Annotated in this window: 22 protein-coding genes and 1 pseudogene; 10 read left to right on the top strand and 13 right to left on the bottom strand. The window is 47.7% G+C overall.

The features are described 5' to 3' along the window. The 3 genes and pseudogenes from NDI33_RS05745 to NDI33_RS05755 form a co-directional block, all read left to right on the top strand. Positions 1 to 106: pseudogene (locus NDI33_RS05745) on the top strand (IS1 family transposase); the annotation flags it as partial. A 60-nt stretch (positions 107 to 166) separates the two neighbouring features. Beyond that, on the top strand, positions 167 to 1,966 hold the full coding sequence (locus NDI33_RS05750) for an EAL domain-containing protein (protein ID WP_190677636.1): 1,800 nt from the start codon (positions 167 to 169) through the stop codon (positions 1,964 to 1,966). 99 nt (positions 1,967 to 2,065) lie between these two features. Then, positions 2,066 to 2,740 (top strand): hypothetical protein, encoded by a 675-nt coding sequence (locus NDI33_RS05755; RefSeq protein ID WP_242033234.1) that lies wholly within the window; start codon positions 2,066 to 2,068, stop codon positions 2,738 to 2,740. On the opposite strand, the gene NDI33_RS05760 is transcribed toward NDI33_RS05755, so the two are convergent. Further along, positions 2,688 to 3,842: an extracellular solute-binding protein gene (locus tag NDI33_RS05760; protein WP_190527836.1), complete on the bottom strand. Its 1,155-nt coding sequence runs from the start codon at positions 3,840 to 3,842 to the stop codon at positions 2,688 to 2,690. The two genes, NDI33_RS05755 and NDI33_RS05760, sit on opposite strands and share 53 nt — an antisense overlap. Positions 3,843 to 3,891: 49 nt before the next feature. Beyond that, positions 3,892 to 4,527: a phycobiliprotein lyase gene (locus NDI33_RS05765; protein WP_190677638.1), complete on the bottom strand. Its 636-nt coding sequence runs from the start codon at positions 4,525 to 4,527 to the stop codon at positions 3,892 to 3,894. 490 nt (positions 4,528 to 5,017) lie between these two features. On the opposite strand from NDI33_RS05765, the gene NDI33_RS05770 reads away from it, so the two are divergent. Then, positions 5,018 to 5,395, top strand: coding sequence for a hypothetical protein (locus NDI33_RS05770; RefSeq protein ID WP_190412895.1), 378 nt, complete (start codon positions 5,018 to 5,020; stop codon positions 5,393 to 5,395). 92 nt (positions 5,396 to 5,487) lie between these two features. Here the strand turns inward: NDI33_RS05770 and cobT are convergent, their stop codons facing one another. The 4 genes from cobT to NDI33_RS05790 all read right to left on the bottom strand — a co-directional run bounded on the left by cobT (position 5,488) and on the right by NDI33_RS05790 (position 8,858). Further along, on the bottom strand, positions 5,488 to 6,603 hold the full coding sequence (gene cobT, locus NDI33_RS05775; RefSeq protein WP_190677640.1) for a nicotinate mononucleotide-dependent phosphoribosyltransferase CobT: 1,116 nt from the start codon (positions 6,601 to 6,603) through the stop codon (positions 5,488 to 5,490). A gap of 91 nt (positions 6,604 to 6,694) precedes the next feature. Continuing rightward, positions 6,695 to 7,450 carry a DUF2232 domain-containing protein gene (locus tag NDI33_RS05780; RefSeq protein WP_190412786.1) on the bottom strand — a complete coding sequence of 252 codons (756 nt, stop codon included), beginning with the start codon at positions 7,448 to 7,450 and terminating at the stop codon, positions 6,695 to 6,697. A gap of 114 nt (positions 7,451 to 7,564) precedes the next feature. Next, positions 7,565 to 8,092, bottom strand: a complete 528-nt coding sequence (locus NDI33_RS05785) for a universal stress protein (RefSeq protein ID WP_190412785.1) — start codon at positions 8,090 to 8,092, stop codon at positions 7,565 to 7,567. 58 nt (positions 8,093 to 8,150) lie between these two features. Continuing rightward, positions 8,151 to 8,858, bottom strand: coding sequence for a Crp/Fnr family transcriptional regulator (locus tag NDI33_RS05790; protein WP_190412784.1), 708 nt, complete (start codon positions 8,856 to 8,858; stop codon positions 8,151 to 8,153). A gap of 530 nt (positions 8,859 to 9,388) precedes the next feature. On the opposite strand from NDI33_RS05790, the gene NDI33_RS05795 reads away from it, so the two are divergent. The 4 genes from NDI33_RS05795 (at position 9,389) to pgsA (ending at position 16,760) form a co-directional block, all read left to right on the top strand. Further along, on the top strand, positions 9,389 to 13,018 hold the full coding sequence (locus NDI33_RS05795; protein WP_190677642.1) for a hypothetical protein: 3,630 nt from the start codon (positions 9,389 to 9,391) through the stop codon (positions 13,016 to 13,018). Between the two features lie 74 nt (positions 13,019 to 13,092). Next, positions 13,093 to 15,009, top strand: coding sequence for a hypothetical protein (locus NDI33_RS05800; RefSeq protein ID WP_190677644.1), 1,917 nt, complete (start codon positions 13,093 to 13,095; stop codon positions 15,007 to 15,009). A gap of 467 nt (positions 15,010 to 15,476) precedes the next feature. Continuing rightward, on the top strand, positions 15,477 to 16,118 hold the full coding sequence (locus tag NDI33_RS05805; protein WP_347275936.1) for a sugar transferase: 642 nt from the start codon (positions 15,477 to 15,479) through the stop codon (positions 16,116 to 16,118). A 111-nt stretch (positions 16,119 to 16,229) separates the two neighbouring features. Further along, positions 16,230 to 16,760 carry a CDP-diacylglycerol--glycerol-3-phosphate 3-phosphatidyltransferase gene (pgsA, locus tag NDI33_RS05810; RefSeq protein WP_190677877.1) on the top strand — a complete coding sequence of 177 codons (531 nt, stop codon included), beginning with the start codon at positions 16,230 to 16,232 and terminating at the stop codon, positions 16,758 to 16,760. An 84-nt stretch (positions 16,761 to 16,844) separates the two neighbouring features. Here pgsA and NDI33_RS05815 read toward each other — a convergent pair whose 3' ends face one another. From NDI33_RS05815 to surE, 4 genes are all read right to left on the bottom strand, one after another. After that, positions 16,845 to 17,780: an NAD-dependent epimerase/dehydratase family protein gene (locus NDI33_RS05815; RefSeq protein ID WP_190677646.1), complete on the bottom strand. Its 936-nt coding sequence runs from the start codon at positions 17,778 to 17,780 to the stop codon at positions 16,845 to 16,847. Between the two features lie 11 nt (positions 17,781 to 17,791). Continuing rightward, on the bottom strand, positions 17,792 to 18,049 hold the full coding sequence (locus NDI33_RS05820) for a hypothetical protein (protein WP_190412779.1): 258 nt from the start codon (positions 18,047 to 18,049) through the stop codon (positions 17,792 to 17,794). Further along, entirely contained in the window at positions 18,046 to 18,234 is a 189-nt protein-coding gene (locus tag NDI33_RS05825; RefSeq protein ID WP_242030430.1) for a hypothetical protein, read from the bottom strand. Before NDI33_RS05825 ends, NDI33_RS05820 begins: the two co-directional genes overlap by 4 nt. A gap of 97 nt (positions 18,235 to 18,331) precedes the next feature. Further along, positions 18,332 to 19,009: a 5'/3'-nucleotidase SurE gene (surE, locus tag NDI33_RS05830; RefSeq protein WP_190412778.1), complete on the bottom strand. Its 678-nt coding sequence runs from the start codon at positions 19,007 to 19,009 to the stop codon at positions 18,332 to 18,334. Between the two features lie 78 nt (positions 19,010 to 19,087). Here surE and NDI33_RS05835 point away from each other — a divergent pair, with 78 nt between their 5' ends. Then, entirely contained in the window at positions 19,088 to 21,241 is a 2,154-nt protein-coding gene (locus tag NDI33_RS05835) for a HEAT repeat domain-containing protein (RefSeq protein ID WP_190527848.1), read from the top strand. 37 nt (positions 21,242 to 21,278) lie between these two features. On the opposite strand, the gene NDI33_RS05840 is transcribed toward NDI33_RS05835, so the two are convergent. Beyond that, a complete protein-coding gene (locus tag NDI33_RS05840) occupies positions 21,279 to 21,683 on the bottom strand; it encodes an NIL domain-containing protein (protein ID WP_190412776.1) in 405 nt (134 codons plus the stop codon). Between the two features lie 72 nt (positions 21,684 to 21,755). Between NDI33_RS05840 and NDI33_RS05845 the strand changes: the two genes are divergently transcribed. Continuing rightward, positions 21,756 to 22,361, top strand: coding sequence for a thioredoxin family protein (locus tag NDI33_RS05845; RefSeq protein ID WP_190439919.1), 606 nt, complete (start codon positions 21,756 to 21,758; stop codon positions 22,359 to 22,361). A gap of 176 nt (positions 22,362 to 22,537) precedes the next feature. On the opposite strand, the gene NDI33_RS05850 is transcribed toward NDI33_RS05845, so the two are convergent. Both NDI33_RS05850 and NDI33_RS05855 read right to left on the bottom strand, forming a co-directional pair. Further along, a complete protein-coding gene (locus tag NDI33_RS05850; protein WP_190677648.1) occupies positions 22,538 to 23,416 on the bottom strand; it encodes a hypothetical protein in 879 nt (292 codons plus the stop codon). 144 nt (positions 23,417 to 23,560) lie between these two features. After that, on the bottom strand, positions 23,561 to 24,442 hold the full coding sequence (locus NDI33_RS05855; RefSeq protein WP_190677651.1) for an aspartoacylase: 882 nt from the start codon (positions 24,440 to 24,442) through the stop codon (positions 23,561 to 23,563). Positions 24,443 to 24,668 lie beyond the last annotated feature (226 nt).

Consider the following 24,668-nt stretch of genomic DNA (forward strand, 5'->3'; position numbering starts at 1 on the left):
GTCTCGGTTGGTGCGAAAAACCTTGTCTTTCTCCAAATCGTTGGAGAATCACATTGGGGCAATCTGGTACTTTATCCACTACTACAACGCATCATTACGTGTTTAGCACTACCATAAAAAGTTTGATTTTGTAAGAAAAACCATAAATTAAAGGAAATTTAGAGAAATGGCAAAAATTCTAGTTATTGAAGATGAAGAAGCAATCCGCGAAAACATATTAGAACTATTGGAGGCAGAAGAGTTCGAGGCGACAGGTGCAGAAAATGGTCTTGCTGGCGTACAGATAGCAAGAACGATTCGCCCAGATTTAATTATTTGCGATGTCATGATGCCCGATTTAGATGGTTTTGGTGTTTTGATGGCGCTGCGTCAAGATCCTGTCACCGCAACAATTCCCTTCATTTTTCTGACTGCCAAAGCTGAAAAAGCCGATTTGCGTCAAGCGATGGAATTAGGGGCAGACGACTATTTAACCAAGCCTTGTACGCCTGAGGAAATACTCAAAGCGATCGCTGCCCGACTCGAAAGACAAAGAGCCATTACTCAACCCTATACCTTAGCGCTCAGGCAAGCAGCAGAAAGACTCAATCACTTAGTTCATTACGATAGCGTGACAAACCTTCCCAATCGCTTGCTATTGCGAGAGCGGTTTAATCAAGTTATCAGTAAGCGGCAAGATGAACACAAAAGCGATTCCAAAACCCAGGAGAACGAATCGCCTCTTGCCTCTGCCCAGCAGCCACTTAACGTTCAACCTGTCCCGCTGCTGTTTCTAGGATTAGATCGGTTTCAACGGATTAGTGACACCTTGGGAAATCAACGGAGTGACCGATTAATTAAACTAATTGTCGAACGAATCACCACCTGTCTCAGCCGACAGGACACGATTGCGCGATTGAATGTAGATCAATTTGCAATTATTCTGGCAACCTTAAGTCAAAGACAAACGGTTGCCAGTGTCGCCCAAGCGATTTTGTCATCGCTGAATGAACCCTTCTCCTTGGAAGACGGTCAAATCTTCCTCACTGCCAGCATTGGCATTACCTTTTATCCCAACGACGGGCAAGATTTAGATACCCTGATGAAGATGACAGCAGCGGCGATGTCCTACACCCAAAAGCTGGGAGGAAATCACTATCAGTTTTATGCGACGGACATCAAGGCTGATTATGGCGAAGCGCTGGTGCTAGAAGCGAGTCTGCGCCGTGCCTTAGAACAAAGTGAATTTCAAGTGTACTATCAGCCCCAAGTAAATCTCCAAACCGGAGAAATTAGCGGTGCAGAAGCCTTAGTGCGTTGGCAGCACCCGACGCGGGGGCTGGTTTCACCGGCTGAATTTATTCCTATGGCAGAAGAAACGGGTTTAATTGTCCCGCTTGGCGAGTGGGTATTGCAAACTGCCAGTGCCCAAACGCAAAAATGGCGAGACGCTGGATTTATATCGTTCCGCGTGTCAGTGAACTTGTCGGGGCGTCAATTTAGCCAAGCTGATTTAAGCCAGCGAATTGTCCGAGTATTGGAAACTACAGGTTTGAACCCAGATGCTTTGGAATTAGAGCTGACTGAAAGTATCCTCGTGCAAAATGCTTCGATGGCGATCGCTACTTTAAATGAACTGAAACAGTTGGGGATTCACATCGCAATTGATGATTTCGGTACTGGCTATGCTTCCTTAAGCTATCTCAAACAATTTCCCTTTGACACTTTGAAAATTGACCGATGCTTTGTTCAGGATGTTACTAGCGATACCCAAAACCGAGCGATTATGACCGCCGTGATTCAACTCGCTCACAATCTGAATTTGAAAGTTACGGCTGAGGGGGTAGAAACTCGCGCTGAACTGGCTTTCTTAAGCCAGCAGCATTGCGATGCCATGCAAGGCTATCTATTTAGCCGTCCCGTACCCGCAGCAGAATTTGAAACCTTGTTAAGTGCCGGTAAACGGTTGCCGATGCAAGTTGTATGAATTAATCTACGTTTATTTACAAACCGTTCGCTGAATCAATCGCTGGAACCATTAGCAATTCTTACCAGACAATAACTGCATGAATTAGCGCGAGTAAACATGGAACCTCTACAGGAACCAACCAAATCTGGAGCGAAACTTAAACAATTTAGGCAGGCGTACACGGCAGATGACAATGCTGCGAGAAGTCAGATCCATCAAACAGGGAAAAAGATTGCTTCTTCCTTGCTGTTATCAGCTTTAGCAATTCTTACTTCGTGTGTTTTCCCTTTGTTAACGCAGGCACAAACACCACCCACACGGCTGCCTTCTCCCGAACCTTTAGACTTAAAACTACTCGATCCAGAGTCTCGCCCACCGAGAAGTCAAGTCATTAGAGCCGATAGTATGTCCCAAGCTAAACCAACGGTTCCCAGCCTTTGGTGGGCGGAGGAACAGTTTGGTGGCAAATTACTAGAGAACTGGCTAGCGTACCCGGATCGCCAGCGGGTGGATTTGGTTGTAAACCGACAACTCTGGAGCCTTCTGAACTATATAGGACGCTATAGCTTTGTCAACAGCTTTGGGACGGTTGCCAGAGATTATGGCTATAACACCAGGGTGTTTATTGCCAATCAACCACAAGAACCGCTAGCAACCTACACTTGTAATTTCAGTACCAATCCAGTCGTCTGCGATCTGGATATTGTCTCCTCTGGTCAAAATAGTCTGCGAGTTCGTTCTAAACCGTTGGGCGGATTTCCTGCCACAGGGAACGATACGCAAGCGCCGTAGACTGGGGAAGCGGAAACAGAAATTCACTCTTGTCCAGTATCTGAGTATCTGGCAGCAAGATCGAGTTCGTTTTTAAAAATTCAGGTAACTCTGCTGGGTTCATGCCAGCAACAATTGGTGAGGCGGCGCGGCTGAACAGAGAAATTTCCGTAGCAGGTTTGGATTCCCAACAAAAATTAATCCAATCTTGCAACAGAGGATTCGCCGCAGCACCAGCAGGTTGCACCCATAAGTCTGACCACAAGGCGGTTCCAGACACAGGAACCACCGCAGCAATGTTGCGATCGCGCTTCATCACCGACAATACATCTGTTGACCAACCCACCGCCAGCCAGGTGTCTCCTAGCAATAACGGTTGCAGATAGGTATCGGAACTGTAAAATTTCACCTGCTGGTGCAACTTTTGCAGGGTATTTTTCAACTCAGGAATTCTGTCTATCCGTTCCGTGTTGTAAGAATGACCCAACCGTTTTAAGGTTAGACCAATCACTTCTCGCGGTTGATCTAAAAGTGAAATGCGATCGCGCAGTTCTTCTCGCCACAAATCTTGCCAATCCGTCGGTGTCCATCCCAAAGATTTGAATTTGTCGCGGCGATAGATAATTACTGTGCTTCCCCAGCGATAGGGCGCACCCCAAATTTTTCCAGCGGGGTCAGATTGACCTTGACTATTGCGTTTCACAAGTTCTTGCCATCGGATTGGCAATTGATTCCACCCTCCCGCCTGTGTAAGTTCGAGGGGTTGAATGAGTTTCTGCTCAATTGCCTGTGCTAACCAGAAATCTCCCAAAGTCACTAGATCGGCAATGACGGGTTTTTTCGGGGTAATCAGCGGTAAGTTCCGACCCCAGCCCTGGTTCGCTTTACCGGGATTCTGCCAAGTTTCTAGACTCGCAAATAAATCTTTTAACTGTGTAGCTGGCGTAAAATCTAGAGTTGCCGATTGCTTGAGGCTCTGGCGAAATTTAGTTAACAGCTGAGCGGGAATGGAATTTTTCAGAAGTCTAACTCTTAGTGTGGGGTTTTGGGAATTTCCACACCCTGCAAGCATCTGACTCAAGGTCAGCGTTCCAGCACCCAGCAGAAAAGACCGTCTCTTCATAGTTGTAGCAACTAGCAATCCTTCTGATTAGCAATTCGCTATTCGCTGTTTATAGCGCTTGTCGGCGCTCGACGCCAAAGCCGACCAAATCGATTACCGTTGGTTGTTCTCCGGGTTCGGGTCGTTGGTAAGTAATAATCGTTCTGAGCCGCGTATCCGGCGCTACAATCCGCATTTGATCGACCGCAACAGAACGTCGATAATAGGTGATCATTTCCAGCGTTTGGCGAGTGGGCTGATAGGTAAACCGCCCCGCGATCGCTCCCGCTTCTGAGTATCCCTCATCCCGCAGATAAAAACCTTTAATCGCTTCCCCATCTACAACTTCCGCCACGACGGGTGGAGCGGGGATTTCGGCGGGCGATTCCCCAGGCACCACGTAGGCATCCGGCACAAATAAAGCCTTCAAACTCATGGATACTCGTTCGCCCGTTTCCGAGACGGTATCAAAGGCGATCGCAAACCCAGGACAGGCATTTTCTTCTTCGGTTGCTTGGGCAAGATTTACCTTTATGCCATTTGACGAAGAAAAGGACAAAATTTGCTGCTTTTGTTCCCATGTCAGGGCTTTTACCGAATATTCCGTATGAGAGCGTTCAATCTGACCGCTAAGGACAGAATGATACATTCTTTCTGTTGTCCATACCCCCGTGCAAGCGGTAAAAAACTCTCTGATGCTGAGCATTTTTTCCAAAAAAGCAATATTTAACGCAAGTAAAAGGTGATTAGCTTGCTTGATTAACTTAACATACGTCCGTGTTCTTCGGTGCTGATAAAGGTTCTAGCCGTTGCTACAGTTTTTTGCACTGCGATCGCCGTTGCCATCTTCTTTATCTATTCGATAAGTATATTGGATAAGTATATTTTCTGTTCCCCCTTTTGATAGAGGAACTTCTTAGGGCTGAAAATCAAAATAAACGGAATATAGGGCTAGAATCGCGAAAATTTCCAATAAATCTTCAGAATTGAGAATTTAATATTTCTACATCATAAATCCTGCTATAAAAACCGCTTTTCATGTTTATTCAGCCTTGACCTAAAAAGGCTCAATCGATCCCAACTCCAGCTTCATAAATTCATCTTGCTCAATAGTTAAATAATTTGTAAGTAAAACAGTTTTTTAACTATTTTTTTATAACATGAAAGAAATCAAGTTAACGCCTAGTGGGAATTGCATGGATTCACTTCAAAAGCAAGTCATCACTTTAAATCATAAAGTTGATGTCCTTTACGAAATGATTGACCAGTTGAGCGAAAAAGTCTCTGAAGCTTTGTCTAAAAGCAAAGCAGCGGCTATCCAAGGAGGTACACCCGCACCTTTAGGAGTCAGTAATAGCCGCTATGCCTATAAAAGCTACAGCAATCAGTCTCCAGTAATGGAGCACAAAGATGTCTTAGTTGATACAAACTCTGTAGATAGTAACTCTCATAGCAGCGAGAAAGATTTGTCACCGACCATTCAAATCCAACGGCTAACGGCACAGCTCACCGCTGCCTATAATCGCATTGCTGCTTTAGAAGAACAGTTACTCTCTCAGAGAATTCACTCTTAAACAATCGGCAGGCGGGATACAGGTAGAAGGCTTGCAGATAGAGAAGAAAGAATAAAGACTGGCTTTATGCTTCACACTTCATATTTCAGACTTCAACAACGCTCGATTAACATTTCAATGGCTTGGAGTAATTGCTCCTGGTGCCAACCCTGAGTTAAATGAGCCGCGATCGCACATCCGCCCGCACCCATGCCTTCTTTAACGTATCCCTGCTCATAAGCCCGCAGTTGAGGATAACGAGAGGGCGCAAAACTTAGCCCAGTCCCCAATAGGGGGACTGGGCTAATTGTTTCTGCTAAGCCGACCGTATCGCCAGTCGGATCTTCTGCCACCCAGCGAGTCGTTCCCACCACAACTTGTTCGGGTTCCCAAGATAGGGAATATTGACGCCCAAGCGCTTGCATCAAGGCATAGACAGCCAGCATTTGCGTTCCACCAGCCAGCATGACACCGCAAGTGCGACTCGCAGCGATCGCCATCCCCGCAACCGCAATTTGCATCGGATCGCCAATTGCCGCAACCAGATGTAAAGGGTCTTGTGTCAGATGAATGCTACCCTTATGTCCCTGAGCCTCTCTGCTCCTAAAGGCTTTCAGCCCAGCTTCCACCACCGCCCACTTTTGCGCGTGATTGCAGCTAGGATGGCTGCTGTTGACCTTACCGGCAGCGGGGACACCCAAGCCCGTTAAAATTGCCAAAGCCGTTGTCGTTCCCCCTACCACGCACTCTCCCAGAATTAAATATCCATCCGGGATACTTGCCGCTAGTTTTTGCCCCCAAATTAGTCCTTGTTCCCACAGATGTTTCACTGTCGCGAGAGGCAAAGCATTTCCGCCGCTGAGACACTGGGCAGGGGCACCTTCCAAATCAATGACTGGAACAGTTGGCGGCTGGGGCAATCCAGCATTGAATAAATAAACGGGAATACCAAGTGCTTCAACCACCGCGCGGGAGATTAGCACTGGAGAGGCACCCGCTTGCAGAGGAGGCAGAGGATATTGAGGCTGAGGCTGAGGGCCTTTATACAAAAATTCCGCATCTGCGATCGCTGTATATTGTCGATCCTCTGGCGTTGCTCCAGCTGCTGAAATACCGGGGATCAGCCCGGTGGCGGTAAAGCCCAAAAGACAAGCAAACACCGATGGACGTCCCCGATATCGCTGGAGCCATCGATGTCCCTGTTCTATCTGAGTGTAGACATGAATCATCGAGTTTTGGATTTTGGATTGAGGGTTGAGTCGTGGTAAGGCTCAAAGCAACAGGGAAAAGGCAAAAATTGTAACCTTTAACCTTTAACCCTCATTCTTCATAATCCAGCAGCACTTGCACCCAATGCGGGGGGCGAGGAATCGGGTTGCCCAAACGATCGAGTAGCAGCAAAGCCACCAAATGTACGACAAACAGATAGATAACATTATTGAGAATAATCATGCCGAATGCGATCGCTTGAATCAAAGATAGACTCGGCTCTTGCAGTAGCCCGATCTTGACAAATACCCACTCTGCCAGTTCCGTCACCTGGCTAGTCATGTAAACCCAGAGGTCTTCCCCCAATAAAATCGACAGCAGCCAAAACCGAAAAAAGAATCCAAACGTACCAATAATTGTCCCCGTACCAATCGAGAACAGCCAGCTGCTCCTGCGCCGCCACAAAGCCCCCAGTTGGACACCCATGAGACCGTAGGGGATCAGAAACAGAATGCTGCGAGTTGGTCCCATTAGGACGGACAACAGCAACCCAGAAACCAACGCTGCCATCCAAGCCGCCCGGTGTCCCCATCGCAGGTATACGAGGGCAATCGGGATTGGGAAAAACATCCGCAGCAGCGGTCCCATTGGAAAGTAATAATTAATCAGCCAAATCAGACTACAAGTACTAGCCAGAAAGGCAGTTTCCACCATGATCAGGGGAGCAACTGCTTTCACCTGGGGTTCGGAATAATTGTTCCCTTGGGCACTGGTTGCCGGGGGCGTTTCGCTTAGATTCGCCTCATCTTCGATTTTCTGAGAATTCCCCAGACCAGAAGCTTGACCGTCTTCAAAAGGATCGCTCATGCAGATTAAAAAACAAAGCCAGATCCTAAATTTAACCTCTATTCCCGTTTTGAGCCGAGCTTCAGCAGCTTCAGGAGAGAATTACAAGACCCATTACCAATTTCCAGTATCCCTTTATCCATCCGCTATTTCCCCAGTCGCCAGTGATTCAGGATGCTCCGTATCTATGCCCTGAATTACCAACACCGAACAGGGAGCGTGGTGCAGCACATAATTACTCACACTCCCCAGCAAAGCTTCTGTCAATCCCTTGTGCCCCCGACGTCCCATCACAATCAAATCGGCACCCCAATTCTCAGCTGCTTGACATAACATTTGCCCAGCCTCGCCTACTTTGTAATCAAACTCCGTCGGCACTTTCTGACGGGTAGATTTTTCGCAGTAACTTCGGAGCAAATCTTGCACCTGCTGGATTCGCCTTTCGAGCGTGAGGTGGTGATTCTCATAGGATGTCATCATCTGAGGATACAAACCCATCTCACCAGAGAGCCGTGGCGTTATTTCATCGAGTATCTCGCTATTGAGGCAATGTAGCAGCATCATTGCTCCACGATTCGCTTGCGCCAATTCCAGCGCTTGAGCGAAGACAGCCTGACATAAAGAAGAGTCGTCGATAGCAACCAATATTTTCTGAAAACCCATGACTAGGCACCCAGATAAATGGCAGTTGGGCACCCAGAGTGCCGCTGCCGTGTATTTATTAGACGATTAGCCGTTCCAAAGCCGCCAAATCGGGAATGCACAAGATATCGTGGTCGCGCATAATCAGCGCCTTTTTTTCCAGCTTTGTTAAAACCCGTGTCACCGTTTCTCGCGCCAGACCGCTGAGGCTGCTTAACTCACGATGGGGTAAATTGGGGATCATCGTTCCTTTTTGGGCAGTTTTTCCCTGTCCTTCTGCTAAGAATAATAACGTGTCGGCAACGCGGGACATACTATCTGATTCTCGCAATCGGAGGCGACGGTTGACTTGACGCAGGCGTTTTGCCATCAACTGAGCCAAGCGAACGCCTGCTAGTGGTTCGTTATGAATTAACTGAACAAAATCTTGAGCAGGCATACTGCCAATCGTCGTAGGAGTTAGCGTAATTACATCCGTTGAACGAGGAACCTCATCCAACGCTGCCATTTCGCCAAAAAGTTCTCCTTTGCCAAGAATATTCAGCGTTACCTCTTTACCATCAAGGTTGTAGGTGCGAATTTTCGCCCAACCCTCCAGAATAAAGTAGACAGAGCCGCCCCAGTCATTTTCCAGCAAAATCACCTGATTTGCAGGATGGGTACGAGTGACGACATGGGAAGTGGCTTTCTCCACAACGGTCTCTGGTAAGCCGGTAAACAAAGGTGTGGAGCGAATCAACGCATTCATGTTAGAGTTCGGTTCGCGGGGGGTGTATCGGTCTTCCATCGGGCCAACACAAATGAAAAAGCTAAGAACTGATAAAGAGTGGCCCACTGGAGTGGGGCTAGCTGGTAGCGTTTGAATCAAGAGCAACCGTTGAGCCGGAAACTTTCAGCAATCAGGTCGGCATCTCCCGAATATGGTGTTTACGCTCTCGAAGATAATTAGGCTGAACAGGAGGCTCTTGGCAGCGTACCAATCAGAGTTAGGAGGCACCCATTGAGCCAGTGACCCTATCTTTATTATCCTCATAGAGGAAACCCGCGACTCGCTGCTGACGCATCTAGCAAAACTCACATCTTAATCCAAAACGCTTTGATTTTGGGCGATCGCTTTCTTTGTACCCATTGGGTGACAAAACGCTACAACCCAAAATTCTATCTACATTTAGAATTACCAGTCTTGAAATAATTCACCCGGTAGATGCAACACCCTGTTTAATATAAGTTGTTCTTGTTGGGCAGTCTAACATTATAGGCAGTGGCAGTATAGTAACTTCTGATAACTGTGCAATCGTTCTAGCCAGGGATTCCATTGTGACTCACGAGACGGATGCGATTTCTACACTAATCGCTAATATTGACAGCATCCTCCACAAGGCCAGCTCCCGTCGGCCTTGGCTCAGGTCAGTTGATGTCCAAGAGCAGCGTCGGCTTCTGGAGCAGGTTCGTACCTATTTAGTCTCACGGCAACAATCAGGCGCTGGAGATGAAGCTCGGCATCAGGAAAACTATCAACCGCAGACAACAGCACGACAGATTGTGCAAGCGGTTGAGCAAGACATGGAAGCGGTGCGAACCAGCTTGATGCAGTCCTTGCAGGGGGATCTGGAGAGTCTTCGCCAACAGCGGGAATCTCTGGTTCTAGAGATTCGACAGATGGAGAGTTATCGGCTGCACCATCGAACGCTTGCTCAGCAACAAGCGGCACAGCAGCAACTGATTTCCGAATTTTTGCAGGTACTTTCTAGTCGCTTGCAGGAAACTCTCACGCAACAGATGGCTCAAACCCTGAGAAATTTGGAAACTCAGTTTTTGAGTGCTGAGGTACTCCCTCCAGAAGGTCAAAAACAACCCTATAATTTCTCACCTAGCTATTCAGACGCGATATCTAGCAATTCTTTACCTTTACATCCGCGAGAGCGCCTGGAACAACTGCAAACGTTACAGGCAAAATCCGATCAACTGCTAGCAACGCTGGATTCAACCATTCGCACAGTCTTCGAGGCACTGCAACGCAATCTTGTTAGCTATCAAGAGTCCTTGGCCCAAGGACTTGATAAAATGCACAACTTGGGGCAGCAAAGCGAGGTGATGTTTACAGAGTTGGTAAATCAGCTCACCGAGCAGTTCCAGCAAGAAGCCTCAGCAATTTTGCAATCATCTCGGCAGTCACAAGTAGATGCAAGTAGCGCGAGTACGGCTGCGACAACACCAGGGATCGGCGCTCTGCAACTGCCCTATCCCCAGAGGGAACCCCAAACGCTGGATCAACCCCCCTCGCCACCTTCTAATCGCAACGAATTCAATTTCTCGCCGAATGATGTTCCTGTCGCCAGACAGCCATTGCCGTATCCGGGGGTTGAATTGCCCCTCCGCTCGGTGGAACAGGAGCAGCCGCAAAGTCCCCAGTTCAATCTGCCAACGGACCGCTTAGGCGAGTCGGTACAAAGGCAAGCCTCCTCAAAGGATAATCTTTTTGGGACAGCAGCGTCTGCTAGCACTCCATCGAACCCTACCTCTGGTGCCCAGAGTAGCGGTCTGGAAGACTTGAATCTAGAGAACTTGGGCAATCTGGAGATGGCATCGCTGGATGACGATGATATGAAAACTATCTTCCAGACGGAGCCTATCCTTCCCACGATTCCCGACAGGAAGCGCGACGAAATCGACGATTTTTTTGAAAGCTTGTTTGGGACGCCGCCAATCCCACAGAGTCCCGAACAACAAGCTCAAAAAGTTGAGAAACAACCGGAGAATAATCCCGCCGGAGATACCCAAACTCAAGCAGAAAGTATAAATCCAATCATTCCTCAAGATTCAGCCGGAGAGAGGAACCCTCGCCCTTATAGCAGTCAGGACTCTTTAGAGGATGCCCTGTTTGCAGGTTTGGAAGACCCCGCTGAAGATGCCGCGATCGCGCAACCACCTGCGAGAGTCGAGCAAGTTGAGGACTCTTGGGAAAATGTCTTATTTCCCGAAGATTGGGAAAAGACGGTTATCCAAGTTGAGAAGTGGGCGATCGCTCCGACGATTGCCAGTGAAGATCAAAATGTCGAAACCAATGAAGCCTTCAATCCTGAAACAGTGGAAGAAGGGGATCTGGTCATTTCGGCACTAACCGATCTGTTGCAGGAGGATCTGTTTCAGGAGCAGGAAGTAGTGCCAGCGGAATCTCTCTTACCGAGGGTCACACCTCCGAGTCTGGAGGAAATCACTCAAATCCAGAATACTCAAATCCAGAATACTCAAATCCAGGATACAGAGCAACCTGCAACCGAGGAAGCTGCAAGTCTGGAAGAAGATATCTACATTCCCGCTTCGCCAGACGAAAATCTGCTGGCGATGGATACTTTCTCAGTTGACCAAGACGAGTTTTTCTGGCTGGATAGAGATACACTGCAACTGCTGAGTGAAGATCTGTCTAGCTTTGAGGCACCGCAGGAGGGCGTATTTCCGCAATCAGAGGAGCAGAGGAGCCATAGAGAGGCGGATTTTAGCGATAACGCTATAGAGATCCAGACTCAAGATGACTGGTTCGCAGAGGAGGAAGAGCTTTTTGGGACGGAAATACCAGAGGGGACAGTTGACGCTGTTGAAACACAAGCGGAACAAGGGTCAGAAGTAACCCAGGGGACGAGACACCAGGAAGCTCTGCCAGTGACGGAACTGGATGAGTTGTTGATGGAAGATTGGGACGATCTCGCCCTAGATAGCTTTGTGGAGGAGGATTCTGTTCCTGGAACAGATGAGGAGTCCCAAAGATTGCCGTCTGAGGAATTCAATTTAGCAGAAACAGAAAACGCGATCGCTCACCATCCACAAAATTCCCATCAGGAGCAACCGGAAACGGCGCACACGACAACAGCCGATGAAAGAGCGGATTGGAATTTGGCTTCCTTGTTCCCTGTAGAACCCTTAGACCCAGCGCCAGACAAAGCGATCGCTTTTCTTCCCCCCGCTAATCTTGATGAATCGTCGGAAGTATCGCCCTCGCTAAGTTCGACATTAGAAGCAGAACTAGGAATACAGGAGGATCGAGAATACATAGCCAATTCCCAGCAACAGACGTTAGGAATCACGTCAGCAGAAACGCCAGAAGAGATGCCAGAAACCATCGATTTCGATGAATCGTTGGTATTCCCCGAAGAAGTCGATCTGGAGCTACCTACAGAAACGGCGGGGCTGGAACACGAATATGTTGCTGATTGGGAGTGGGAAGAAATGCCACCGCCAGCCAATCCGTCAAGGGAGGCACCAGCCGCCATCGATTTCGACGAATCGTTGGTATTCCCCGAAGAAGAAGTCGATTTAGAGCTACCACCAATCGAAACGGCGGCGTTAGAGCAAGAATACGTTGCCGACTGGGAGTGGGAGGAGTCAGCCAATCCGTCAAGGGAAGCACCAGCCACCATTGATTTCGATGAATCGTTGTCATTCTTCCCCGAAGAAGTCAATCTACTACCCAGCGAAACGGCGGCGCTAGAGCAAGAATACGTCTCTGACTCGGAAGCACAACAGACGCCAGAAATTACTGATGGGGAGACAGCAGTATCGATTGAGTTCGATGAATCGTGGGAATTATTTGCCGATGAGGAACAGAGTCTAGAAACACCCAGAGAAAGGGCGATCGCGTCCGATGCCGATATTGATGCGCTAACTGGGTTGCAGGAAGAAGATTTAGGCGACTGGGAATTTGAGGAAATGCCAGAAATTTCTCAAGTGGAAATAACACACCTAGGGGAATCGGATTGGCAGGAAGAATTATTGCGATTGGAAGAACTGATCGCTCCACCAGACGATGCGATCGCTCAGTTCCCTAACAATCCACCGATGGCAACCGAGGAAGAAGCCGTTTCTGAGCCGACGCTGCCTCAACCTGACGATTTTGATCTGGAGCTGGATATATTTTCAGACTCATCGAACCCGGAAAAAAAAACTCCGTAGGGATACCCACTCAGGAAATTACCCTTGAATCCCCATTCGTTTTAGAAAGTACAAAATTGCTCCCGATCGGGATAATGAATCCAAATTCAATACATTCTTCCACTGTCCTTGAGTCTGCAAAACCATCGCCTGCGGAGAATGTCAGCAAGTATGCCTGGTACTTAGGTATTGACTTTGGCACAACTGGCGTGTCTGCGGTTTTGTTAAATGGTTCGACGGGTGAACGATATCCCATCTATTGGATAAGCCAAGGACAGACAGAATCTACCCAAACCAGCTTTCGTTTACCCGCAGTGACTTACACGGGGCCAGCCTGGAGCAATTCAGAGCAGTCATCGGGGGGTGCGAGTAGCGCTTACGCCGATACACCAGCCGCGAGCAGCACTTACGCGCATACGCCAGCGGCGATCGCAGTGGGTGTTCTGGCGTCTTCTCTTGCCAATCGTAAAGAAGGAGTCTTTATTCAAGGCTTTAAACCGTACTTGAAGGTGGGAATTCCTTACTATTCATCTGCCAAAAAATGGGAGCCGATATTGCAGTGGTCGCTCGACCAGCCAATTTCCCTTTACTGGCTGGGGCGCTCATTGCAAGCGTTATTTGCCACTCTAAGACCTCTAGGAAGGCAGGGAAACCCGCTATCCCCCACAGAACAATCGAGACCTAATTTGGTGGGTGCTGCTGGTTTAAAGCCCTCTACGCTGAATGCAGCGATGGGTTGCTTGAGTGGTGTGATTGTCGGTTGTCCTGCTAAATGGGGAGATACCTACCGCTTTAACATTCGCGAAGCCGTACTGGGTGCCCATCTGGTGGAAAATCCGGAGGAAATCTTCTTTCTTGAAGATGCGATCGCTACTTTGTTGGCAGGAATTGAAGGTGCAACCTTACCGGGAGTCCCCTGGCAAGGCGGGACTCTGGTGATCGACGCGGGTGCCACGACCATCGAACTCGCTGTGGTGAATTTGCCCGAAAATCTTAAAGACTTAACGTATTCTCAGTTTGCTTGTCGGAGTCTTGCCTATGCAGGTAACGCTATCGATCAAGACATCATCGGTCAATTACTCTTGAACGATGAAGAAGGCAAAATGAAAGATGAATTCGAGTCATCCTTCATCCTGCATTCTTCATCCTTGAGCCTTCCCAAAGCCGGGGAACCCGATTTAGCGACGCGCGATCGCTTGGCATCGTTATTGCAAAGTTCTCCCCTGGGACAAGCGCTTCTGGAAGCTGCCAATTCTGTCAAACGAATTCTGCAACAGCAAGACAGCTATACCGTGGAATTGGGCGGAAAGTCCTGTTTGGTGACACGCCGAGATTTAGAAAACCGCGTGTTCAAACCGTTTCTTGAAAAACTGAATCAAGAATTGAATGCGCTGCTAACTCAGGCAGGGATACCCGCATCGGGAATTCATCAAATTATCTGTACTGGCGGAACCGCAGCCGTCGGAGAAATCGCTCAATGGCTGCGACAAAAACTCCCAAAAGCAGTCCTGATTCGAGATACTGGGGCAAACGACTCAACCCTAAACTGTAGTCCAGTGGCTTACGGTTTGGCTACGTTACCGCTGTATCCTCAACTGTTGGAGCAACAAACGCAGCAGTACAGCGATTATTTTCTGCTTTTGGAACTTTTACGCGCTTTACCGGAAGAACCGCTGCCGCTGAATGAAATTATGCAGTTATTAGAGTATCGCGGCATTAATACGCGGGTTTGTTATTCTCGCGTCATGGCGCTTTTGGAAGGAAAGCTGCCTGCGGGTATCGTGCCGTCGGAAGCCGAGTTTGGACTGCTGAGTTCCACCTCCGAGCAAAATCCTGACTATCAAGCGATCGCAGAGGCTCCACTTTTTGAGAAAGAAGCGACCCAGATGTATCGACTGAATGCTCAGCAGGGCGATCGCTATCTTCGCTATTTAAACACTATCCTGACAAGCACTTATCAAAAACTAGAAGAACCATTAGTTTTTGACTTGTTAGTACCGGCAACAGTTTAGCGATGAGATCCGAGACTGCTTGTATTCAGTCACAAGAACATCCCTCCGCAATTCCCCCTACGTGCGGAGGAAAATCGGGAAAAATCTTTGTTTGCAAAAGACTGGGGAGGAGTACTTCAAGGTGAAAAATTATCCTTCTCAATCCTTGCCGGGTAAGTTCTGACCCGCAAGAGACGCGTAACGACGTACTTTCAGGTAAAAAGAATTATCCATTCTCAATCCTCCTACAGGCAGAGGATTAAATAATTGAAATCTGTAGCTTGTCAACCGTACTTCTAACAAAACTTAAAAAAATACCGATTCCCTTAAAGATTCGGTAAAGTAAGGGCTTTCAACGATTCATCTATAAGGGGTGTTGCCTATATTGACATAAGAGCAACCTGATTCTAGAAGCCAACTTAAAAACAGTGATTACTACTTCCCACCTCCCCGAATCCCTCGACGTTGCTTCGTCGGCGTTTGATGAAATCTACCTGGTTGATGTTACAAAACAGCCAAGCTGTCATCCATCTGTCACTAGCAAAGAGAAGCGCCTGATTGATATCTTGGGAGGCGTCGTGGGGTTAGCGATCGCAGCGACAATTACAATTCCAGTTGCGATCGCGATGCAACTGGATAACCCAGGTCCTGTCTTTTACAGTCAGATTCGCTGCGGTTTGAATGGACGCAAGTTCCGCATCTGGAAATTCCGTTCGATGGTTGTTGGTGCAGAGAAGCTCAAGCATCTGGTCGATAACCAAGCGAAAGGGCATATTTTTAAAAACGAAAATGACCCCCGGATTACCCGCATCGGTAAGTTCTTACGTCGCACTAGCTTAGATGAATTCCCGCAGTTTTGGAACGTTCTGATGGGAGACATGAGCTTAGTAGGAACCCGTCCGCCGACCGTTGATGAAGTCATGCGCTACGACGCTCATCACTGGGAAAGATTGAATGTTAAGCCGGGAATTACTGGCGAGTGGCAAGCGAATGGTCGTTCTAGCGTCCAAGACTTTGAAGACATCGTCCGCATGGATATTGATTACCAGCAAAAGTGGTCTGTTGCTTACGACCTCAGCTTGATTTTCAAGACGGTGATGGCAGTTGTGAAGAAAAAAGGTGCTTGTTAAAAAGCGAATCGCGAATCGCTAACTGTAAACTTAGAATTTCAGGCTGTAGACTCTGGACGCGAAACCGTCCGGAGTCTACAGTCTTTTTAACTTATCAGATCGATGCTTGTTATGACGCTACCCAACTGGATTACTTTATCTCGCTTACTGGCGTTGCCAGTTCTGCTTTATTGCCTGGACACCCCAACAACGGAAACTCGCACTGTGGGATTGGTAATTTTTCTGGTTGCGGCGGCTACCGATTGGTTGGATGGCTACTTGGCTCGTAAACTGAATCAAGTTACAGATTTGGGTAAATTTCTTGACCCGTTAGTTGATAAATTACTGGTGTTGGCTCCCCTATTGCCGCTCATTCAACTCGGTCAAGTACCGGCATGGGGCGTATTTCTAATTTTGGCAAGAGAGTTAGCGATCGCTGGTTGGCGCGTTAATAAAACGACAATTAGTGGAGCGAATATTTGGGGCAAGTTAAAAACAGTCAGTCAAATTATTGCGATCGCGCTTTTGATCGCACCTCTGCCTGTCTCTTGGGAAATTCCCGCCATAATTGCTTTCTGGATTTCCGTTGCCTTCACTTTGATTTCTGGAGTTATTTACCTTCTCCCCCAAAAAAGCGAGCAAGCCTCAGCGGTTAGCCAGTAGAGACATGATGAATCGGCTCTCTACAACGACTAATCGCTCTTTCGTGTCTTCGTGTCTTCATGTCTTCGTGTCTTGGTAGTTGATTTAGCCTGCTTCTAGAATTTCGTTATCAATTGAGAAATCTATCTCGGCTTTGTTCCGACCAGAGGCAAGGTAATCTTTCTGAAACGAGTTTTTCAGCCCAGAAATTAAGTCATATTCTGGTTGCCATCCTAGTTCAGCCTTGGCTTTATTTACTGAGGCGAAGAAGTGCTGAAGTCGGAAAGGAAAAGCTTTGCGTTTGCCAAAGTCAAACTTTTTGGGTTCGTAGTGGAGAATTTGTAAATTCTCAGGGGACTTCCCGGCTGCAATCGCACAAGCACGCGCTAGACCATCAAAAGTAACATAGCGATCGCCCGACACATTATAAATCTGTCCCACTGCCTGAGAATTGCCCAAAACTGCTGCCATTGCCACCGCTAAGTCTTTTACATGACCGAGTTGGGTGAGATGGAAGCCATGTCCGGGCATGAGAATTGGGCGATCGCGCACAATCCGGTCGAAAAACCAAGCTTCCAGATCGTTATAATTCTGTGGGCCGTAAATATAGGTAGGACGAATCGACGTAAAAGGCACTTTCTGTTGTGCTAGGTAAGCTTCCGTTTCATGCTTACCTTTGTGACGACTTTTTGGATCGACGGCATCCCCTTCTACATGAGGCATCTGATCTGACTTTTGATACACACCCGCAGAACTCATGTAGATAAAATGCTGCACCCGATCCTTAAAAATTTCTACTAAAGGTTGGGTGTCGCTCAATTCCCGACCATTATTATCAAAAATTGCGTCAAATTTTTCTTGAGATAACTTTTCTTTTAGTTGCGAAGCATCCGTGCGATCGCCCTGAATTTGTTTGATACCTTCAACGGGCGCTGGTTTATTTCCCCGATTGAACAGCACCACTTCATGTCCTTGTTCTGCCAAAATTTTTGTTAGATAAACCCCGATAAAACGGGTTCCGCCCATGATTAAAATTCGCATTTTGATTAATTCTAATTATTTATATCTTTTGCGGATATTTTCCAAGACCGCCCTTCACAGTGAACTTCGTCCCCGATGATTTTAACTCCACCGCGAGCGATCGCAAATAGTTCTTGCCTTTCTTCATCGGTCAAGTAATCATCACCTTTAAGACCACTTGGGCGCTTTCGAGGATCGCCTCCTGCATCCAAGTAGCGCTGTCGAGATAAAGCAAAAAGTTCTTTTATTCTTGCATACTGTTGCTTTTCAATCTCAGTAGGTTTTGTCATCGTTCCGATACCCATTTGATAGGAACAATATCGCTATTTTGCAGGAGTCGAGCATAGGGTAAGACATTGCTAGGGGTTTCAATTACCCAAATTCCTGTGTCTTCATCATACACCGCATTGCTAAGTAGCTCTAAGGTATCTAAGGCGTTGAGAATTAGGTATTGTGCTTCGGATGGTTCCACCACTATTGAGTTCAATTTAACCTTGGCTATCTTACACGAAGGGACTGCATTAAGGGATTTTCGCTAACTCTTATGGGAGCGGTATCTTACCTCACCTTTTTTAAAGTCGCAGCTGAGTTACGGCGATTTTGCCGGAAAAGCAGACATCAACATCGCTACCAGGAGTGCGATCGCGTTTGGCATATTCTCCGACGTAGTAAAAATTATCGCCTTCAACGCGATAGTTAACTGGCAAGGGTTGCCGAGAAGGTTCGCAAAACACCACTTCCGGATCGGGATCTCCGGGTAACAAATGCGGCAAATTCACATTCCAAAACGTTCCCGGTTCAATGGTACGGTTGAGTAGATCGGCTAAAATTCCAGCCGTCCACCTCGCCGCCACATCCCAATCGACATTCAGTTTGCCTTTGCGATAGTGGGAAACGGCAATCCCCGGAACCCCATGAAAGGCTGCTTCGCGCACAGCAGCGACAGTCCCTGAAATGTAAACATCGGCTCCTAAGTTGCCACCGGCGTTGATGCCAGAAAGGACAAACTTGACAGTAGGGCAAAGATGTGTAAGTGCAATGCGAACGCAATCAGCGGGAGTACCCGCGATCGCATATTCAAAATCCGAGCGACGCCGGACATGAATCGCTTGAGTCGTCGTCACCTGATGACCGCATCCAGACAAATGGTCTTTAGGAGCCACAATCACCCCCTTGCCATTCATCGCCTTGTGCAGCGCTCGGATTCCAGGAGCGTCTATTCCGTCGTCGTTCGTTAAAATCAAAGTCATATATTTTTTTGCTGAGTCGGACGTAGCCTAGACGGTTTGCTCAAGCACCCATTGATTCAAATGTGAGAAGGCAACTAGATGGAATTGCATCACCAACCGATTCAGGAATCTTACACCGCCGAAAACCTCCTCCAACAGGTACTCTCACTGAGTGATGACCAGCTCAAACAGGAGTATTTAAATTATCTAAAATGGACAGACCCCATAGTCCAGATGTTACAGCGCTTGGAGGAAAAAGCTCAGGTAGTGCGAGTCGTGAAGTTAGCCTTAGAAGTGGATTTGAGGTTAGGCGCACAGATGGCAGGAGCCGTTAAACCGGAGTTTCAAGCCGCAACCGTCGGTTTAGTTGCTTCTCTAGAAGTTCCTCAAGAGTTGAAATTTCAACTTTTAGGCATCACTGGCTCTGATAGTGCAATCCCCAGCCTACTCCCAGCGCTTCACCACCCTGACGATAAGGTGCGTGAAAGTGCAGCTTATGGCTTAGCTTCCATCGGCACCGATGCAGTCGTGACAGCGCTGCTGGAAGTATTGAACGATGACGACTCTGGTGTTCGCTTGAGTGCAGCTTATGGATTAGGTTCTATCGGCACCGATGCCGCAGTGATGGGGTTGCGGCAAGCGTTGAACGATGAAGATTTTCAGGTGCGCGAGAGTGCAGCTTATGCCTTAGGCGCGATTGGTACCCAGGCAGCCGTAGGGGTGCTGCGGCAAGCATTGAACGATGAGGACTTTGATGTGCGTGGGAGAGCTGCCTACGCTTTAGGTCAAACCCCCACCGAGGAAGCAGTGTCGGCGCTACTGGAAGCGTTGAACGATGCAGATTTTCGGGTGCGTTACAATGCTGCCTATGCTTTAGGTCAAATTCCCACTCAGCAGGCGGTATCAGCGCTACTGCAAGCGTTAAATGATGAAAACTATCGGGTGCGTCAAAAAGCAGCCGAAGCATTAGGTTCGATTGGCACGCAAGAAACGGTGATGGCGCTACGGCAAGCGTTGAACGATGACGACTTTGATGTTCGCCGAAGAGCTGCCTATGCTTTAGGAAAAATTGGCAGCGAGGAGGCGGTGGCGACACTACTGGAAGTGTTGCAGGATCGAGACTATCGGGTGCGCGAGAGGGCTGCATTCGGCTTAGGTCTTACCCGCAATCCGTTGGCAGTATCGGGGCTGCTGAAGGCTCTGAAAGATGAAGATTATGAGGTTCGCAGTTGTGCTGCCTATGGGTTAGGTTTAGTCGGCTCTCCGGCGGCAATGTCAGGGTTGCTAGAAGCTTTAAAGGATCGTGACTTTTATGTTCGCAGGGGTGCTGCCTATGCTTTAAGGAAAATCGGCAGAAAGGGCATCGATCCTGCACCTGCCCAAGCGGCGGTCGCTGGCCTTTTAGAAGCTTTGGACGATGATGATTCGTGGGTGGGTTGGATGGCTGCCTATGCCCTGGGTTCTATGGGCAAGGAGGAAGGCGTAGCGGCGCTACTGAAAGCTTTAAACCATCCAAACTTTGATGTTCGAGAAAAAGCTGCTGAGGCTTTAGGGAAAATCGGCAGTGAAGTCAGCGTTGTCGGACTGCGACAAGCGTTACATGATGAAGACTTTGGAGTTCGTCAAAGTGCTGCCGCTGCGTTAGAAAAAATAGGCTCCCCGGCGGCGGTAGCGGGACTTCTAGAAGCTTTGCACGATACAGACTATCGGGTGCGCGAAAATGCTGCCTCTGCTTTAGGTAGCACTGGCTGCCAGATTGCCGTAACCGGGCTGCTGGAGGCTTTGCACGATACCGACTATCGGGTGCGCGAGAAGGCTGCGGAGGCTTTAGGGGAAATCGGTTCTCCGGCTGCGGTGGTGGGGCTGTTGGGGGCGTTGAACGATGAAGACGCGACTGTGGGTGGAAGCGCTGCTTGGGCATTAGGTCAAATCGGCACTCCAGCGGCGGTAGCAGCACTGCGACAAGCTCTCAACCACCCAGACGCTAGCGTTCGAGGGAGTGCTGCTTGGGCATTAGGTCAAATCAATAGCCCGTCGGCTGTAGGGGCGCTCAGGCAAGCTGTTAACCACGAAGACGTTAGCGTTCGGGAGAAGGCTGCCTATAGTTTGGGGAAAATCGGCAGCGCTGGAGCATTACCTTATCTGCGCCAGATGCTCTTAAAATCGGAGAATAGCGTTGCTCTTAGCACGATCCTCGATGCGATCGCTGCCATTCAAGAGCGGTGCGGTTACTACAATTATGCGATCGCCTAGTCTTGGACTCAATTCGCCAAAAAGAGGCATTTTCAATTCAAAAATTAGTAGAAATTGCCTCTACGGGACAGGTGGGAATGCACTGTTCGCAGACAATACAGCGCGATCGCGTAAAATTAAGCCGAAATGTCTGCGGTTCCAGAGTCAAAGCTTCTGTGGGGCAAACGCCAGTGCATAACCCGCAGTGAACGCAAACGTCTTCATCGATCGCGATCTCGCGACTGGCAAAAGAAACGCTAATATCTTGCGATCGCATCCATTCGATTCCCGCATCTATTGCATCAATATCGCCCAAAAGTTCCACCACTAGCTTCCCAATTTGATTGGGTGCCACTTGGGCACGAATAATATTCGCCGCTACATTAAAATCCTTCGCCAGTCGATAAGTCACTGGCATCTGAATCGCTCGTTTGGGAAAAGTCAACGTTACTCGTTTTTTCACGGCAAAGGTAGCTCTGGAGGGAGTTGGTACACTAAAGGTAGCTCATCTATAACAATCGTGAAAAAATCTTCGATGGCTGTGAATTCACCTGAATCAACTGCAACCTCCCAGCCGCCGTCGCTAGGAACCGGCGCGAAACGTGTCACAAACTTCTTGATTGCTTTAGTAGCGATTGTCCTCAGCGTTTTCCTATTCTTGGGACTGCAAACTGAGACAAGTTCAGTTTCCCTGGACACCCAAGCTGAGCAATCTACACCGTTAGAAGTGGCTTTGAGCAATGGCAAGCCGACGTTGATGGAATTTTATGCGAACTGGTGTACCAGCTGTCAGGCGATGGCAAAGGATCTGGGCGAACTGAAAGAGCAGTATGCTGATTCGATGAATTTTGTCATGCTGAATGTGGATAACAATAAGTGGTTGCCAGAGATGACGCGCTACCGCGTTGATGGGATTCCCCATTTTGTATATTTCGGCAATAACGGAGACGCGATCGCGCAAACGATTGGAGAGGTGCCTCGTCCCGTCATGCAGGCAAACATTGACGCCCTTGTTGCTTCTGTACCTCTGCCTTACGCCCAAGCTGGGGGACAGGTTTCTGCCTTCCAATCACCCGTTACACCCGCCAAAGTTAGTCAGGATGATCCTCGCAGCCACGGTAGCCAAGTAAAAAGCAATTAAGAATTACCAGAACAGTCGCTGTTAGAAGATTTTTGGGGTTTTCACTGATCAATCAGAAATCCATCCTGGTGATATCTGATTGCTGAAGGTAACGCCAAAAATGACGCCCACTCAAGGGTTTTGGACAGGGTTTCTCTAGTTGTATGTCTCTTGTCCAGTCTTGAACAGATGCCCGATCACATACAGCCACAGCCGCAGCCGTTGTTCGTACTATCATTACTACCACTACTACCACCACCACTGTTATTGCCGCGACTTCCGAACAGGGAAAAAATGAGGAATATTGGTAGCCACCACCAAAACGATCCTGAAGATTTTTCCGAAGTAGGACGATCTTTGTTCTTAGGAGTAGGGGTTGGAGTCTTGCGAGGTAGCGGAGAATTTTCGCTTGTTTGAGCCAGTGCTAATTCAGAGCTTATAGAGTGAGTTGTCTGGGTAGAAATCCCTGCTATCAGTAGCGTAGAGCTGCTGATAGTTAGAACTAATATAAATGACAATAGAGCGATCGCTAGGAATTGCCCCAAAGGCAAGCGAGGGAGATAAATAGATGGCAACCAAGCCAAAGTAAAAGATGGTTTGGGTACGAGCCAATACCGATGAGTGTTGACTTGTTTGCACTGGATGTCTTTCCCAAATCGGGTATCGGGTGGCGACCAGATATCGCTAGGAGGTTGCTGTCCAAAGAGTTTTTCGTAGCTAATCAGCGTCTCGTTATAGCACCTATAAAAATTATCCTGTTCGCTGGAACCGCCCTTCGTTGGGTGATGGTGCAATGGTTTTTTTAAAACTTTGTCACAAAACTCATCCCAGTAGGAATGAGTGTAAGTTAAGTGCAAATGCCAAACTCGATCTACTTGATCGGAAGGCGTGACAGGATGCCCAACTACAACCGCAAGAAAAATAAATTTTTTGTATTCATTAATGGCACGCTGAGTATATTGAACTGTCCAACCGTTTTCTCTTGCTAACCTTTGACTAAAGGGAAAAGTAGCCCCAGGATCGTCAAGAGAAAATTCTTGAATACTTTGGTAAAATTCTGCCTGCTGCGCCTTCATTTATGACTCTTTTGTGTTTTTGAATTACCGATTTACTTTTTATTTTTGTTAATCAATAAAATCCACAATTCCAAGTTCGCGATATTTTTTAACTGACGAAGAGTTAGAAATGATTGAATCTGAATTCGACACTTGAGACTTTTGCTAAATGGTGACTTGCTGCTTTTCAGTCAAACACATAGCAACTCCTTTTTCATAGTAGGCTGCTTCATTGATAAAGACTGGATAAACTGTTGCTTCACCTTCATAAGCGATCGCTTGACCATCAAACGTTAAAAACATGAGATCGCCGGGATGAAGCGCTTCATAATCTCTAAATTGAAGCTGGGGATGAATCATTGCCTGAATCTCTCCAAACTCATTCCTGGGATAGTCTATTGTCTGGATGCTGTGATAAACGGTAAGGGTATCTCTTACAGGAGGTGGCGTTCCCTGGTTATAGGCTTCCGTGTAGTCTAAAATTGCGTGGACGAGTTCCTCCGTTTGCTGAAATAAAGTTGCATCCAATACCCCTTGAGCCACCGCACCGACTTCAACTGTGCAGCCGAATTCACAAATTGAGTCCAGATGAGGGGTGCCTTGATTTCTGGTTGTCGAGTAAAGTACCTTCACTTTTGAATGAAAAGATGTGAGATAAGCCGCTAATTGAAGGTTAAAAGGTTGCTTGCTAGCGAGAATAATTGTTAGCTCCATGTTTGCTGTACTGCTGTGTAAATCAACAACCAAATCTGCCTGATGGCTCCCCCCAGAGCCAAATTTCCCATAAATCTCCTTGGCTCGTTGCGCTTCGTAACTAGAAAGACTCGAATTCTCCAAATCCTGGCGAAGAAAACAGCGATTAAGGTCGGTATCAACATACCGTTTCCCAATTTCATAGGCTTTGGGATTCGCTAACAAGGTAAGACTTTCAAAGCTAGGTCGCTGAATCAAGTTTGGCGATCGCTCAAATTTCTTCACTAAGTAAATTCCGGTGAGTTCGTTTCCGTGCGTTCCCCCCCCAATGGCAACACGCTCGATCTTCTTCATAAAATAATGGCTCCCTATACCTATTTACAACACTATCTATTAACTTAGATGTGTTGAGGTTGATAACGTCTTTTCATCTAGATTAACGAAGGGTTTACTAGATGTCTAATACTTTCTTGACTAGGCAACTATATTGCAAAGATATAGTGTTTAAAAACTGATATTAATTTGACATTTGCATTCCTATCTTGCCAAGATTAGGGCAAAGACATAGTGGTGAAGAACG

The sequence above is a fragment of the Trichocoleus sp. DQ-A1 genome, assembly GCF_039961955.1.
Lineage (GTDB): Bacteria > Cyanobacteriota > Cyanobacteriia > Cyanobacteriales > FACHB-T130 > FACHB-T130.